The following is a 15,598-nucleotide window of genomic DNA, read 5'->3' on the forward strand; positions in this document are numbered from 1 at the left end:
GGGTGGTGGGTACCTGACCAGTACACTTACCAACAACTTTGCCCTGTTAGCTAGGGGCTCTTCAGTGTGAAAAAAGCCGTGAAAAGCCAACGACCTGTAAACCTAGACCTAAGGACCATCAAGCTTCCTGTCACTGCGTACACGTCCATTCTTCACCGTATCTCCGGCGTCATCCTGTTCCTCGGCCTTGCCATCATGCTTTATGCACTGGGCAAGTCGCTGGGTTCCGAGGAAGGCTTCGGTGAGGTGAAGGCGTGTCTGACCAGCCCGCTGGCCAAGTTCGTGACCTGGGGCCTGTTGTCCGCCCTGCTTTATCACCTCGTGGCAGGTGTACGCCACCTGATCATGGACATGGGCATCGGTGAGACGCTGGAAGGCGGCAAGCTGGGCTCGAAAATCGTGATCGTCATCTCCGTGGTGCTGATCGTTCTGGTGGGAGTTTGGGTATGGTAACCAATGTCACGAACCTGTCGCGTTCGGGCCTCTATGACTGGATGGCGCAGCGCGTATCGGCGGTCGTTCTCGCGGCTTACTTCATTTTCCTGATCGGCTACGTGGTCTGCCACCCAGGCATCGACTACACCCAGTGGCATGGTCTGTTCTCCAATAACGCGATGCGGATCTTCAGTCTGCTGGCCCTCGTTGCCCTGGGCGCTCACGCCTGGGTCGGCATGTGGACCATTGCCACCGACTACCTGACGCCTATGTCGTTCGGCAAGTCGGCAACTGCGATTCGTTTCCTGTTCCAGGCGGTATGCGGCGTTGCGATGTTCGCTTACTTCGTCTGGGGTGTGCAGATTCTCTGGGGTATCTGATCCATGGCTAGCATTCCAACTATTTCCTTCGACGCCATCATCATTGGTGGCGGCGGTGCCGGCATGCGCGCAGCGCTGCAGCTGGCTCAAGGTGGTCACAAGACTGCCGTGGTCACCAAGGTCTTCCCGACCCGTTCGCACACTGTATCCGCCCAGGGCGGCATCACCTGCGCCATCGCTTCGGCCGACCCGAACGATGACTGGCGCTGGCACATGTACGATACCGTTAAAGGTTCCGACTACATCGGTGACCAGGACGCTATCGAATACATGTGTCAGGAAGGCCCGGCTGCGGTCTTCGAGCTGGACCACATGGGCCTGCCGTTCTCGCGTACCGAAACCGGCCGTATCTACCAGCGTCCGTTCGGTGGCCAGTCGAAGGACTTCGGCAAGGGCGGCCAGGCTGCTCGTACTTGCGCAGCATCCGACCGTACCGGTCACGCACTGCTGCACACCCTGTACCAGGGCAACCTGAAAGCCGGTACCACCTTCCTCAACGAGTACTACGCCGTTGACCTGGTGAAGAACCAGGAAGGCGCCTTCGTCGGTGTGATCGCGATCTGCATCGAAACCGGCGAAACCATGTACATCAAGTCCAAGGCCACCGTTCTGGCCACTGGCGGTGCGGGCCGTATCTACGCCTCCACCACCAACGCCCTGATCAATACCGGTGACGGTATCGGCATGGCCCTGCGTGCCGGCGTACCGGTGCAGGACATCGAGATGTGGCAGTTCCACCCGACCGGCATCGCCGGCGCCGGTGTACTGGTTACCGAGGGTTGCCGCGGTGAAGGTGGCTACCTGATCAACGCCCACGGCGAGCGCTTCATGGAGCGTTACGCGCCGAACGCGAAAGACCTGGCTGGCCGCGACGTGGTTGCCCGTTCCATGGTCAAAGAGATCATCGCCGGCAACGGCGTGGGCCCGAACAAGGACCACGTACTGCTGAAGCTGGACCACCTGGGCGAGGAAGTGCTGCACAGCCGCCTGCCAGGCATCTGCGAACTGTCCAAGACCTTCGCCCACGTCGACCCTGTCGTCGCGCCGGTCCCGGTCGTTCCAACCTGCCACTACATGATGGGTGGCGTTGCCACCAACATCCATGGCCAGGCCATCACCATGGACGAAGAAGGCAAGGATCACATCATCCCTGGCCTGTTCGCCGTAGGTGAAGTGGCGTGCGTATCGGTTCATGGTGCCAACCGCCTGGGCGGCAACTCGCTGCTCGACCTGGTGGTGTTCGGCCGTGCTGCCGGCCTGCACCTGGAGAAGGCGCTGAGCGACGGCATCGAGCATCTCGACGCCAGCGACACCGACATCGACGTTGCCCTGAACCGCCTGAACAAGCTCAACGAGCGTTCCACTGGCGAAGACGTTGCCAGCCTCAAGCGCGAACTGCAGAGCTGCATGCAGAACTACTTCGGTGTATTCCGTACCGGCGAATACATGCTGAAGGGTATCGAGCAGCTGGCCGGCCTGCGCGAGCGTATCGCCAACGTCAAGATCAACGACAAGTCCCAGGCCTTCAACACCGCGCGTATCGAAGCGTTGGAACTGCAGAACCTGCTGGAAGTTGCCGAAGCTACCGCCATTGCGGCCGAGGCCCGTAAAGAGTCCCGCGGCGCTCACGCTCGTGAAGACTTCGAAGACCGTGACGACGAAAACTGGCTGTGCCACACCCTGTACTACCCGGGTGTCAAGCGCGTTGCCAAGCGCGGCGTCAACTTTGCGCCGAAGACTGTTCCAGCCTTCGAACCAAAAATCCGGACTTACTAAGGGTGGCTGCTATGTTGAAAGTCGAAGTTTATCGCTACAACCCCGACACCGACGCGGCACCCAAGATGGAGTCGTTCGACGTCGACACCGGCGGCAAGGACCTGATGGTTCTGGATGTGCTGGCACTGATCAAGGAAAAGGACGAGGGTTTCTCGTACCGTCGCTCGTGCCGTGAAGGCGTGTGCGGTTCCGATGGCATGAACATGAACGGCAAGAACGGCCTGGCCTGCATCACCCCGCTGTCCGGCGTGGTCAAGGGCAACAAGCTCGTGCTGCGCCCGCTGCCGGGCCTGCCGGTCATTCGTGACCTGGTCGTCGACATGAGCATCTTCTACAAGCAGTACGAGAAGGTGAAGCCATTCCTGCAGAACGATACGCCGGCTCCGGCCATCGAGCGTCTGCAGTCGCCAGAAGAGCGCGACAAGCTGGACGGCCTGTACGAGTGCATCCTGTGCGCGTGCTGCTCCACTTCGTGCCCGTCGTTCTGGTGGAACCCGGACAAGTTCCTGGGCCCCGCGGCCCTGCTGCAGGCCTACCGCTTCCTGGCTGACAGCCGTGACACCAAGACCCAGGAGCGCCTGGCGTCCCTGGATGACCCGTTCAGCGTGTTCCGCTGCCGCGGGATCATGAACTGCGTCAACGTTTGCCCGAAGGGTCTGAACCCGACCAAGGCAATCGGCCACGTACGTAACATGCTGCTGCAAAGCGGCACCTGATTCAAAGCGTTGTAACTGCAGTAAGCCGAGGTGCGGGTGGTGAGCCCGCACTGAGGTAAACCTGAGCAAGGGCCCACAAAGCCCGCGCTCGATACCTATGAAGATATGAGACCAGCAGGGGCTTTCCGGGCTGGTACCCGGAAAATCAGCAAGATCCAAGTGGCGTGGTTCAGTCGCTGTGTTCGGACTTTTCCATGTTTTCTGAGGCTCTCGCCGATCAGTCCCCTAACCGAGGGTGACCAAGCATGCAAGAAAGCGTGATGCAGCGCATGTGGGAAAGCGCCCACCTTTCAGGTGGTAACGCTGCATATGTGGAAGAGCTCTACGAGCTCTACCTGCACGACCCTAACGCTGTGCCAGAAGAGTGGCGCACTTACTTCCAGAAGTTGCCTGCTGATGGCAGCACCGCTACTGATGTATCGCACTCGACAATCCGCGACCATTTCGTACTGCTGGCAAAGAACCAGCGCCGCGCCCAACCGGTATCTGCCGGGAGCGTGAGCAGTGAACACGAGAAGAAGCAGGTTGAAGTTCTGCGACTGATCCAGGCCTATCGTATGCGCGGCCATCAGGCTGCCAAGCTCGACCCGTTGGGGTTGTGGCAGCGCCCTGCGCCCGTAGACCTGTCGATCAATCACTACGGCTTGACCAATGCCGATCTTGATACGACCTTCCGTGCCGGCGACCTGTACATCGGCAAAGAGGAAGCGAGCCTACGCGAGATCTCCGAGGCGCTCCAGAAGACATATTGTCGCACCATTGGCGCCGAGTTCACCCACATCGTCGATTCCGAGCAGCGCAGCTGGTTCCAGCAGCGCCTGGAAAGCGTGCGCGGCCGTCCGGAATTCTCCGCTGACGTGCAGGCTCACCTGCTCGAGCGCGTGACCGCCGGTGAAGGCCTTGAGAAGTACCTGGGCACCAAGTACCCGGGCACCAAGCGCTTCGGCCTGGAGGGTGGCGAAAGCCTGATCCCGATGCTGGATGAAATGATCCAGCGCTCCGGCTCGTACGGCACTAAAGAAGTCGTGATCGGCATGGCCCACCGTGGCCGTCTGAACGTGCTGGTCAACACCTTCGGCAAGAACCCGCGCGAGCTGTTCGACGAGTTCGAAGGCAAGAAGATGAACGAGCTGGGCTCCGGTGACGTGAAGTATCACCAGGGCTTCTCCTCGAACGTGATGACCACTGGTGGCGAAGTCCACCTGGCCATGGCGTTCAACCCGTCCCACCTGGAAATCGTCTCGCCAGTGGTTGAAGGTTCGGTGCGCGCCCGTCAGGACCGTCGCAACGACACCGTCGGCGACAAGGTGCTGCCGATCTCGATCCACGGCGATGCGGCATTTGCCGGCCAAGGCGTGGTGCTGGAAACCTTCCAGATGTCGCAGACCCGCGGTTTCAAGACCGGCGGTACCGTGCACATCGTCATCAACAACCAGGTCGGTTTCACCATCAGCAACCCACTGGATGCGCGCTCCACCGAGTACGCCACCGACGTTGCCAAGATGATTCAGGCGCCAATCCTGCACGTCAACGGTGATGATCCGGAAGCCGTGCTGTTCGTGACCCAGCTGGCCATCGATTACCGCATGCAGTTCAAGCGTGACGTGGTGGTCGACCTGGTCTGCTACCGTCGTCGCGGCCACAACGAGGCCGACGAGCCAAACGGTACCCAGCCGCTGATGTATCAGCAGATCAGCAAGCAGCGCACCACCCGTGAGCTGTATGCCGAAGCACTGATCCAGGCCGGTCGCATCGACGCCGAGCGCGCTCAGGCCAAGGTCGACGAGTACCGCAATGCCCTGGACAACGGCCTGCACGTGGTAAAAAGCCTGGTCAAGGAGCCGAACCGCGAGCTGTTCGTCGACTGGCGTCCGTACCTGGGCCACGCCTGGACCGCGCGTCACGACACCCGCTTCGACCTCAAGACCCTGCAGGACCTGTCGGCCAAGCTGCTCGAGCTGCCGGAAGGCTTCGTGGTTCAGCGTCAGGTCTCGAAGATCTACGAAGATCGCCAGAAGATGCAGGCCGGTGGCTTGCCGATCAACTGGGGTTACGCAGAGACCATGGCCTACGCCACCCTGCAGTTCGAAGGTCACCCGATCCGCATGACCGGCCAGGACATCGGCCGTGGCACCTTCTCGCACCGTCACGCGGTGTTGCACAACCAGAAGGACGCCAGCACTTACGTGCCGCTGCAGAACCTGTTCCCGGGCCAGCCGCGCTTCGACCTGTACGACTCCTTCCTCTCGGAAGAAGCGGTACTGGCCTTCGAATACGGCTACTCCACCACCACGCCAAACGCGCTGGTGATCTGGGAAGCCCAGTTCGGCGACTTCGCCAACGGTGCGCAAGTGGTGATCGACCAGTTCATCACCAGCGGTGAGCACAAGTGGGGCCGCCTGTGCGGTCTGACCATGCTGCTGCCACACGGCTATGAAGGGCAGGGCCCGGAGCACTCCTCCGCGCGTCTGGAGCGCTACCTGCAGCTGTGCGCCGAGCACAACATCCAGGTGTGCGTCCCGACCACGCCGGCACAGATCTATCACCTGCTGCGTCGTCAGGTCATCCGTCCGCTGCGCAAGCCGCTGGTGGTACTGACGCCCAAGTCGCTGCTGCGCCACAAGCTGGCCATCTCGACTCTGGAAGACCTGGCAGAAGGCTCGTTCCAGACCGTGATCCCGGAAATCGACACCCTGGATCCGGCCAAGGTCGATCGCCTGGTACTGTGCAGCGGCAAGGTCTACTACGACCTGCTGGAAAAACGCCGTGCCGAAGGCCGCGAAGACATCGCGATCGTGCGTATCGAGCAGCTGTACCCGTTCCCGGAAGACGACCTAGTCGAAATCCTGGCGCCGTACACCAACCTCAAGCATGCCGTCTGGTGTCAAGAAGAGCCGATGAACCAGGGCGCCTGGTACAGCAGTCAGCACCACATGCGCCGTATCCTGGGCCGCCACAACAAGGCGCTGGTCCTGGAATACGCCGGCCGCGACGCTTCTGCCGCGCCAGCGTGTGGATACGCTTCGAAGCACGCCGAACAGCAGGAAAAACTGCTGCAAGACGCCTTCACTGTCTAACGCCTTCGCGCACCTGAAACCGAATTTAAGGAAACACAGATAATGGCTATCGAGATCAAAGCCCCAACCTTCCCGGAATCGGTTGCCGACGGCACCGTTGCCACCTGGCACAAGAAGCCGGGCGAAGCCGTCAAGCGTGACGAGCTGATCGTCGACATCGAGACCGACAAGGTCGTCCTGGAAGTATTGGCCACCGCCGATGGCGTGATGGGCGACATCGTCAAGGGCGAGGGCGACACCGTCCTGTCCGACGAAGTGCTGGGTTCGATCGTTGAAGGTGGCGCCGCCGCCGCTCCAGCTGCCGCTCCAGCCGCTGCTGCCCCGGCTGCTGCCGCTGCCGACGCTGGCGAAGACGACCCGGTTGCCGCGCCAGCCGCGCGCAAGCTGGCTGAAGAGAACGGCATCGACCTGGCTACCGTTGCCGGCACCGGCAAAGGCGGTCGCGTCACCAAGGAAGACGTGGTGGCTGCAGTCGCCAACAAGAAGTCGGCACCTGCCGCTGCGCCGGCTGCCAAGCCTGCCGCTGCCGCTGCTGCCCCGGTTGTGACCGCCGCTGGCGACCGCACCGAGAAGCGCGTGCCGATGACCCGCCTGCGTGCCAAGATCGCCGAGCGTCTGGTCGAAGCCCAGTCCAACATGGCGATGCTGACCACCTTCAACGAAGTCGACATGACCGAAGTCATGGCCCTGCGTTCGAAGTACAAGGACCTGTTCGAGAAGACCCATAACGGCGTGCGCCTGGGCTTCATGTCGTTCTTCGTCAAGGCCGCCACCGAAGCGCTGAAGCGTTTCCCGGCTGTCAACGCCTCGATCGACGGCAACGACATCGTCTACCACGGCTTCGCCGACGTCGGCGTAGCCGTCTCCAGCGACCGTGGCCTGGTGGTGCCGGTACTGCGTAACGCCGAGTCGATGAGCCTGGCTGAAATCGAGAACGGCATCGCCACCTTCGGCAAGAAAGCCCGTGACGGCAAACTGTCGATCGAAGAAATGACCGGCGGTACCTTCACCATCACCAACGGCGGTACGTTCGGTTCGATGATGTCGACCCCGATCGTCAACCCGCCGCAGGCCGCCATTCTCGGCATGCACAACATCATCCAGCGTCCGATGGCCATCAACGGCCAAGTGGTCATTCGCCCGATGATGTACCTGGCGCTGTCGTACGATCACCGCCTGATCGACGGCAAGGAAGCGGTAACCTTCCTGGTCACCATCAAGAACCTGCTGGAAGATCCGTCTCGCCTGCTGCTGGACATCTAACCCTCTGGCTGCGTACCGTTCGGCCCCTGGCTTCGAAAGAAGCGGGGCCGCGCGGTTCGCGGCTTGTAGCTTGTAGCTGATAAGGAATCTTTTATGACCCAGAAATTCGACGTAGTGGTGATTGGTGCAGGTCCTGGCGGCTATGTGGCTGCCATCAAGGCTGCCCAACTTGGTCTGAAGACTGCCTGTATCGAGAAATACACCGACGCCGAGGGCAAACTGGCCCTGGGCGGCACCTGCCTGAACGTAGGTTGCATTCCGTCCAAGGCGCTGCTGGACAGCTCCTGGAAGTACAAGGAAGCCAAAGAGAGCTTCAACGTCCACGGTATCTCCACGGGCGAAGTGAAGATGGACGTCGCCGCGATGGTTGGCCGCAAGGCTGGCATCGTCAAGAACCTGACCGGTGGCGTTGCCACCCTGTTCAAGGCCAACGGTGTTACCTCGATCCAGGGCCACGGCAAACTGCTGGCTGGCAAGAAAGTCGAAGTCACCAAGGCTGACGGCACCACTGAAATCATCGAAGCCGAAAACGTGATCCTGGCGTCCGGTTCGCGTCCGATCGACATTCCGCCGGCTCCGGTCGACCAGAACGTCATCGTCGACTCCACCGGCGCCCTGGAATTCCAAACCGTACCTAAGCGCCTGGGCGTGATCGGTGCTGGCGTGATCGGCCTGGAGCTGGGCTCGGTATGGGCTCGCCTGGGTGCTGAAGTCACCGTTCTGGAAGCCCTGGACACCTTCCTGATGGCTGCCGACACCGCCGTGTCGAAAGAAGCCCAGAAGACCCTGACCAAGCAAGGCCTGGACATCAAGCTGGGCGCTCGCGTCACCGGCTCGAAAGTCAACGGCAACGAAGTCGAAGTGACCTACACCAACGCCGAAGGCGAGCAGAAGATCACCTTCGACAAGCTGATCGTCGCGGTCGGCCGTCGCCCGGTGACCACCGACCTGCTGGCCTCCGACAGCGGCGTGACCATCGATGAGCGTGGCTATATCTTCGTCGACGATCACTGCGCTACCAGCGTGCCGGGCGTGTTCGCCATCGGCGACGTGGTACGCGGCATGATGCTGGCGCACAAGGCCTCGGAAGAGGGCATCATGGTCGTCGAGCGCATCAAGGGCCACAAAGCCCAGATGAACTACGACCTGATCCCATCGGTTATCTACACCCACCCGGAAATCGCATGGGTCGGCAAGACCGAACAAGCCTTGAAGGCCGAGGGTGTTGAGGTTAACGTAGGCACCTTCCCGTTCGCGGCCAGCGGCCGTGCGATGGCGGCCAACGACACCGGTGGTTTCGTCAAGGTCATCGCCGATGCCAAGACCGACCGCGTACTGGGTGTGCACGTGATTGGCCCATCGGCTGCCGAGCTGGTTCAGCAGGGCGCAATCGCAATGGAATTCGGCACCAGTGCCGAGGATCTGGGCATGATGGTCTTCAGCCATCCAACCCTGTCCGAAGCGTTGCATGAAGCAGCGCTGGCAGTGAATGGCGGCGCCATTCACGTAGCCAACCGTAAGAAGCGTTAATTATAAGAAACCACGGCGGGCTGCCCGTCGTGAGTCTTGCGTGCATGACTCACCGCGGAACGTCCGCCGGACCGGATCACACGGGAAAACCGGGGTCAACGGTCACAGGTGGTGCGGCGCCAGCAATGGCGCAGCGCCGAAGCGCAGTACCTAACGAAGACGGTAAAAAGCATGAATCTTCACGAGTATCAGGGTAAGCAGCTGTTCGCTGAATACGGCCTGCCAGTTTCCAAGGGTTTCGCAGTCGACACCCCTGAAGCTGCAGCAGAAGCCTGCGACAAGATCGGCGGTTCCGAGTGGGTTGTAAAAGCCCAGGTTCACGCAGGTGGTCGCGGTAAAGCGGGCGGCGTCAAGCTGGTTCGCAGCAAGGAAGACGCCAAGGCGTTCGCTGCGCAATGGTTGGGCAAGCGTCTGGTTACCTACCAGACCGACGCCAACGGTCAGCCAGTGACCAAGATCCTGGTCGAATCCTGCACTGACATCGCCAAAGAGCTGTACCTGGGCGCTGTAGTCGATCGCTCGAGCCGCCGCATCGTGTTCATGGCCTCCACCGAAGGTGGCGTGGACATCGAGAAAGTTGCTCACGAAACTCCTGAGAAGATCATCAAGGCAACTATCGATCCGCTGGTCGGCGCTCAGCCGTTCCAGGGTCGTGAACTGGCATTCCAGCTGGGTCTGGAAGGCAAGCAAGTTGCTCAGTTCGCCAAGATTTTCGTCGGCCTGGCCAAGCTCTTCAAAGAGCACGACCTAGCCCTGCTGGAAGTCAACCCGCTGGTCATCAAGGCCGACGGCGACCTGCACTGCCTGGACGCGAAGATCAACATCGACGCAAACGCCATGTACCGTCAGCCTAAGCTGAAAACCTTCCACGACCCGTCGCAGGACGATCCTCGTGAGGCCCACGCTGCCAGCTTCGAGCTGAACTACGTGGCCCTGGAAGGCAACATCGGCTGCATGGTCAACGGTGCCGGCCTGGCCATGGGTACCATGGACATCGTCAACCTGCACGGCGGCAAGCCAGCCAACTTCCTCGACGTAGGCGGCGGTGCCACCAAAGAGCGCGTTACCGAAGCGTTCAAGATCATTCTGTCCGACAGCAATGTCGCGGCCGTTCTGGTCAACATCTTCGGCGGCATCGTTCGCTGCGACATGATTGCCGAAGGCATCATCGGTGCAGTGAAAGAAGTCGGCGTTAAAGTTCCGGTCGTCGTTCGCCTCGAAGGCAACAACGCCGAACTGGGCGCTAAAGTACTGGCAGAAAGCGGTTTGAACATCATTGCGGCAACCAGCCTGACCGACGCTGCTCAACAAGTTGTCAAAGCTGCGGAGGGCAAGTAATGAGCGTCCTGATCAATAAAGACACCAAAGTCATCTGCCAGGGCTTCACCGGCTCGCAGGGTACTTTCCACTCCGAACAAGCCATCGCCTACGGCACCAAGATGGTCGGCGGCGTTACCCCAGGCAAGGGTGGCACCACCCACCTGGGCCTGCCGGTGTTCAACACCGTCAAGGAAGCTGTGGAAGCGACCGGCGCTGACGCTTCGGTCATCTACGTTCCGGCTCCGTTCTGCAAGGACTCGATCCTGGAAGCGGCCTTCGGCGGCATCAAGCTGATCGTCTGCATCACCGAAGGCATTCCTACCCTGGACATGCTGGATGCCAAGGTCAAGTGCGACGAGCTGGGCGTTACCCTGATCGGCCCTAACTGCCCAGGTGTCATCACCCCGGGCGAGTGCAAGATCGGCATCATGCCAGGCCACATCCACCTGCCAGGCAAGGTTGGTATCGTGTCGCGTTCCGGCACCCTGACCTACGAAGCTGTGAAGCAGACCACCGACGCCGGCTTCGGCCAGTCGACCTGCGTCGGCATCGGCGGTGACCCGATCCCAGGCTCCAACTTCATCGACATCCTGAAGCTGTTCCAGGAAGACCCGAAGACCGAAGCGATCGTCATGATCGGTGAGATCGGCGGTTCGGCTGAAGAAGAGGCGGCTGCCTACATCAAGGCCCACGTCACCAAGCCTGTCGTTTCCTACATCGCCGGTGTTACTGCACCTGCGGGCAAGCGCATGGGCCACGCTGGCGCCATCATTTCTGGCGGCAAAGGCACTGCGGACGAGAAGTTCGCTGCGCTGCAGGACGCGGGTGTGAAAACCGTGCGTTCCCTGGCTGACATCGGCAAGGCCCTGGCCGAGCTGACTGGCTGGGAAGCCAAGAAGTAAGTAACACGTAGTACCCCCCACGCGCACAGAGGCCACCTTCGGGTGGCCTTTGTCGTTGTATGGCACATAAAGGGTGCTTCGGAAAATTCGATTACCCCAATCAGGATTTTCAACCAGACATTCGCGCGATTCAGCAATAAATTGTCGCCTAACACGGTCAACCAGACGACAAACATGTACGCACATCGGACAAGCAGCACTGTGCCAGTGCGTTTGTTGGGTAAAACGGTTAATCTACGCGTTCACTCTGTGCCCGTACCCCAAAAGGGAACGACACGCTAAACGGGTCTGGCCTATCAGGCCGGGCAGCATTTCCCTCACCCATGGGGAAATCCCTTCTCGAATCCCGATTTCAGCAGTGTGGTACTACCCTAAATGAAAGTTTTAAAAGGCCAGGATATCCTGGCACTTGGCTTTATGACGTTTGCGCTTTTCGTGGGCGCCGGCAACATCATCTTCCCGCCGATCGTCGGTCTGCAGTCAGGGCCGCACGTGTGGATGGCCGCACTGGGCTTCCTGGTGACTGCTGTGGGCCTGCCAGTCATCACCGTGGTCGCTCTGGCCAAGGTCGGTGGCGGGATGGATGCACTGAGCAGCCCGATCGGCAAGTTCTTCGGTGGCCTGCTCGCGGCCGTCTGCTACCTCTCGGTCGGCCCGCTGTTCGCGACCCCGCGCACCGCGACCGTGTCGTTCGAAGTGGGTGTGGCGCCGCTGACTGGTGAAAGCCCGCTGGCGCTGTTCATCTACAGCCTGGTGTACTTCGCCGTGGTGCTGGCAGTTTCCATGTATCCGGGCAAGCTGCTCGATACCGTGGGCCGTTTCCTTGCGCCGCTGAAAATCATCGCCCTGGCTGCGCTGGGCATTGCCGCGTTCGCGTTGCCGGCGGGTAGCATGGGTGAGGCGCAGCCCGCTTACGCGGCTGCGGCATTCTCCAAAGGCTTTTCCGATGGTTACCTGACCATGGATACCCTGGGCGCGCTGGTGTTCGGTATCGTCATCGTCAACGCTATCCGCTCGCGCGGTGTCGAGTCGCCGAAGCTGATCACCCGCTATGCCATCATTGCCGGCCTGATTGCTGGTGTGGGCCTGGCGCTGGTGTACATCAGCCTGTTCCGGCTGGGCGCTACCAGCCACGATATCGCGGCGGATGCCACCAACGGTGCCGCGGTATTGCACGCCTATGTACAGCACACCTTCGGCTCGCTCGGCAGTGGCTTCCTCGCCGTACTGATCGCGCTGGCCTGCCTGGTGACTGCGGTTGGCCTGACCTGTGCCTGCGCCGAGTACTTCAGCCAGATCCTGCCGCTGTCGTACCGCGCACTGGTGGTGATCCTGGCGGGCTTCTCGCTGCTGATCTCCAACCTGGGCCTGACCAAGCTGATCATGTTCTCGATCCCGGTGCTGACCGCCATCTACCCGCCCTGCATCGTGGTGGTGGGCCTGAGCTTCGTCAAAGACCTGTGGAACTCGCCGGCGCGCATCCTCGCGCCGGTGATGCTGGTGTCGCTGGTGTTCGGCATGGTCGACGCAGTCAAGGGCAGCGGAATTGCCCATGTGCTGCCGGATTTCATGGCGCACTTGCCGCTGAGCGATCAAGGCCTGGCATGGTTGGTGCCTTCGGTGGTGACGCTGTTTGGTGCCGTGGCCTGCGACCGTATGCTGGGCAAGCCCCGCGAGGCGCTGGCCTGATGGCATAGGTTGAAGCCTGAGGGCGGCACCGGCCACAAGCCGTAAGGTGCCCGCCAAGGGTGGAAATACGAAAGCCCCGTATCCGCAAGGATGCGGGGCTTTTTGTTTCCTGTGCCGGCCTCTTCGCGGCTTACCGCCGCGAAGAGGCCGGCATCAACAGCGCAGTTTCAGCGTAAAAGGTGTGCCTTTTACCACTGGCCAACGTCGAATCCGGGACTCTACTCTTTATGCACCTGGCCCTCGGGAACCCTGCATGAACTTCATCCAAAGCAACCTCCACAACCTCCTGGCCGTCTGCTGGTTCGCGCTCTGCTGGGGGGGCTATACCCGCTATGCCATCTGGAAGGGCCGCGATACCGCCTGCCTGGCCAGTGTCCTGCATCTTTACCGCGAAGACTGGATGCGGCGCATGCTGCTGCGAGACAACCGGATCGCCGACGCCAGTGTGATCGGCAACCTGGAGCGCAATGCCTCGTTCTTCGCCTCCAGCACCTTGATTATCCTGGCTGGCATCCTGACCGTGCTGGGGGCCTCGGACCGCGCGCTGTCGTTGCTGGCTGACCTGCCTTTGGTGCAGCAGGCCTCGCAGGGCATGTCGGAGATCAAGCTGCTGTGCCTGGCAATGGTCTTCGTTTATGCGTTCTTCACGTTCAGCTGGTGCATGCGCCAGTACAACTTTGCTGCCGTACTGGTGGGCTCCGCGCCCATGATCGGCGAGCGCCTGGTCAATGAACTTGAACGCAAGGCCTTTGCCTCGCGGGCGGCGAGGGTGCTGTCGCTGGCCGCCAACCAGTTCAACTTCGGGTTGCGCTCTTATTACTTCGGCATGGCCATGCTCACCTGGTTCATCAGCCCTTGGCTGTTCATGGTGGTGAGTGTCGGCGTGGTATTGGTGTTGTACCGTCGCGAGTTCCATTCCGATGTACTGGAAGTCATGGTATTCACACCCACAGAAAATGCGCCCACCGACACTAACAAGGAAAGTGCCAGCCTCAATACCTGAAACGTTTAATCGGTAAATGGCAGGTACAAAAAAACCCGACAATGTCGGGTTTTTTTGTACAGCGCGATTACTGCTTGGCAGGCTCGGCTGGCGCAGTCGATGGAGCCGGAGTTGCCGGTGCGGCTTCTTCGGCAGCCTTCTGCTCGGCTTCGGCCTGATCTTTGGCGGCTTCGGCGTTTTCCTTGGCAGCGTCGTTCATTTTATCCTGAGCTTCGCCCATCTTTTCCTGGGCTTGCTCAGCGTGTTGCTGTGCGTCTTGGGCTTTGTCTTCGCTCGCTTTATCGCAAGCAGCCAGGCCCATGGCAGCAGCCAGCATCAGAGCAAAAGCAAATGGTTTACGCATGGGGGTGTTTCTCCTTGGTGGAATAAGTGACTTGTTCCTTCGAGTTCGGCCATGCGGGAATAGTTCCGCATCAGTTACAGATATATAACACCGCGTTCTATATAGACTTTTTGCCACTTTTATGCCGCTGCGGCAGTGATCAGGAACTGTACCGATGAGCGATTCAAGTTTGCTGCCCATGGCCGAACGCTTCTTGTCGGCATTGAAACATTGCCAAGTGTTGCAAATGCAAGTGGCCCATGCGGACCGCGACGGCATGACGCTGTTATTGCCCTGGTCGCCCGCCATCGTCGGCAACCCGCAGACCGGCGCGGTGCACGGCGGCGCCCTGACCACGCTGATGGACACCACCTGCGGCATGGCGACGCTCTGTGTGCTGCCCAGCTTCGAGGTGTGCCCGACCCTGGACCTGCGCATCGACTACATGCACCCGGCAGAAGCGGGCAAGGCCATCTACGGCCATGCCCAGTGCTATCGGGTTACCCGTGACGTGATCTTCACCCGTGGCACAGCCTACCAGGACGACCCCAGTCAGCCGATCTGCCAAGTGGTGGGCACCTTCATGCGCCTGGGGCAGGAAATCAAAGGCGGCATTCGTTTCGGCAAAAGCCTGAAGGAGGCCGGCGTATGATTCCCCAGGACGTTCGTATGCGGCTCAACCAAGCGCATGCCGTGGGCGACTACCAGCCCTTGCTAGGCCTGATCCCCTACGCCGGCCTGATCGGTATCGAGTGCGAGCGCCAGGGCGATGACCTGCTGTTCCGCCTGCCGGCCAACCCGGACAACATTGGTAACCCTTTGCTGCCCGCCATCCATGGTGGGGTGATCGCCGGCTTCATGGAGCTCTCTGCCGCCTTGTACCTGCTTATTTACAGCGAGAGTGCAAGCATCCCGAAAATCATCGACTTTTCCATCGACTACCTGCGCGCCGGGCATTTTCGTGACACTTACGCGCAGTGCCAGCTGTGGCGCCAGGGCCGGCGTGTGACCAATGTGGCGATCACCGCCTGGCAAGGCGATCGGCAATCGCCGATCGCCACAGCCCGTGCGCATTTCAAGATAGAACCGGAAAAGCCCTTGAAATCGTCCGGGCAGCCCCCATCTGCATGACATCCGCCAGTAAACGCATGCCGAATCGGCTGCAAGGCGCCCACTGCCATCAGA

Annotated in this window: 14 protein-coding genes; 13 read left to right on the forward strand and 1 reads right to left on the reverse strand. The window is 60.7% G+C overall.

Annotated features, from left to right (window positions below):
* Positions 1–66: 66 nt before the first annotated feature.
* From sdhC to ACIPIJ_RS27450, 11 genes are all read left to right on the forward strand, one after another.
* The gene (gene sdhC / locus ACIPIJ_RS27400) at positions 67–453 is read left to right on the forward strand and encodes a succinate dehydrogenase, cytochrome b556 subunit (protein WP_012315350.1); all 387 of its coding nucleotides are present in this window, start codon (positions 67–69) and stop codon (positions 451–453) included.
* Positions 447–815: a succinate dehydrogenase, hydrophobic membrane anchor protein gene (gene sdhD, locus ACIPIJ_RS27405; protein ID WP_027921320.1), complete on the forward strand. Its 369-nt coding sequence runs from the start codon at positions 447–449 to the stop codon at positions 813–815. Before sdhC ends, sdhD begins: the two co-directional genes overlap by 7 nt.
* A 3-nt stretch (positions 816–818) precedes the next feature.
* Positions 819–2,591, forward strand: a complete 1,773-nt coding sequence (gene sdhA, locus ACIPIJ_RS27410; protein ID WP_023533625.1) for a succinate dehydrogenase flavoprotein subunit — start codon at positions 819–821, stop codon at positions 2,589–2,591.
* An 11-nt stretch (positions 2,592–2,602) separates the two neighbouring features.
* Entirely contained in the window at positions 2,603–3,307 is a 705-nt protein-coding gene (locus tag ACIPIJ_RS27415) for a succinate dehydrogenase iron-sulfur subunit (protein ID WP_346615142.1), read from the forward strand.
* 245 nt (positions 3,308–3,552) lie between these two features.
* Complete coding sequence (locus ACIPIJ_RS27420; protein WP_401082999.1) at positions 3,553–6,384, forward strand: 2-oxoglutarate dehydrogenase E1 component; 2,832 nt, start codon at positions 3,553–3,555, stop codon at positions 6,382–6,384.
* A gap of 42 nt (positions 6,385–6,426) precedes the next feature.
* Positions 6,427–7,647 (forward strand): 2-oxoglutarate dehydrogenase complex dihydrolipoyllysine-residue succinyltransferase, encoded by a 1,221-nt coding sequence (gene odhB / locus ACIPIJ_RS27425; protein WP_400794106.1) that lies wholly within the window; start codon positions 6,427–6,429, stop codon positions 7,645–7,647.
* A 93-nt stretch (positions 7,648–7,740) separates the two neighbouring features.
* Complete coding sequence (gene lpdA, locus ACIPIJ_RS27430) at positions 7,741–9,177, forward strand: dihydrolipoyl dehydrogenase (RefSeq protein ID WP_346615139.1); 1,437 nt, start codon at positions 7,741–7,743, stop codon at positions 9,175–9,177.
* 171 nt (positions 9,178–9,348) lie between these two features.
* Entirely contained in the window at positions 9,349–10,515 is a 1,167-nt protein-coding gene (gene sucC, locus ACIPIJ_RS27435; RefSeq protein ID WP_008091914.1) for an ADP-forming succinate--CoA ligase subunit beta, read from the forward strand.
* Positions 10,515–11,399, forward strand: coding sequence for a succinate--CoA ligase subunit alpha (gene sucD, locus ACIPIJ_RS27440; RefSeq protein ID WP_003254203.1), 885 nt, complete (start codon positions 10,515–10,517; stop codon positions 11,397–11,399). Before sucC ends, sucD begins: the two co-directional genes overlap by 1 nt.
* A 375-nt stretch (positions 11,400–11,774) precedes the next feature.
* Entirely contained in the window at positions 11,775–13,088 is a 1,314-nt protein-coding gene (gene brnQ, locus ACIPIJ_RS27445) for a branched-chain amino acid transport system II carrier protein (RefSeq protein ID WP_401083003.1), read from the forward strand.
* A 253-nt stretch (positions 13,089–13,341) separates the two neighbouring features.
* Complete coding sequence (locus ACIPIJ_RS27450; RefSeq protein ID WP_401083006.1) at positions 13,342–14,091, forward strand: DUF599 domain-containing protein; 750 nt, start codon at positions 13,342–13,344, stop codon at positions 14,089–14,091.
* Between the two features lie 67 nt (positions 14,092–14,158).
* Here ACIPIJ_RS27450 and ACIPIJ_RS27455 read toward each other — a convergent pair whose 3' ends face one another.
* Positions 14,159–14,434 carry a hypothetical protein gene (locus ACIPIJ_RS27455; RefSeq protein ID WP_401083200.1) on the reverse strand — a complete coding sequence of 92 codons (276 nt, stop codon included), beginning with the start codon at positions 14,432–14,434 and terminating at the stop codon, positions 14,159–14,161.
* A gap of 154 nt (positions 14,435–14,588) precedes the next feature.
* On the opposite strand from ACIPIJ_RS27455, the gene ACIPIJ_RS27460 reads away from it, so the two are divergent.
* Positions 14,589–15,065, forward strand: coding sequence for a PaaI family thioesterase (locus ACIPIJ_RS27460; RefSeq protein ID WP_401083009.1), 477 nt, complete (start codon positions 14,589–14,591; stop codon positions 15,063–15,065).
* On the forward strand, positions 15,062–15,544 hold the full coding sequence (locus tag ACIPIJ_RS27465) for a PaaI family thioesterase (RefSeq protein WP_401083012.1): 483 nt from the start codon (positions 15,062–15,064) through the stop codon (positions 15,542–15,544). The genes ACIPIJ_RS27460 and ACIPIJ_RS27465 overlap by 4 nt, the downstream gene beginning before the upstream one ends.
* Positions 15,545–15,598: the final 54 nt, after the last annotated feature.

This window comes from Pseudomonas sp. NPDC087185, from assembly GCF_044744955.1.
GTDB lineage: Bacteria > Pseudomonadota > Gammaproteobacteria > Pseudomonadales > Pseudomonadaceae > Aquipseudomonas.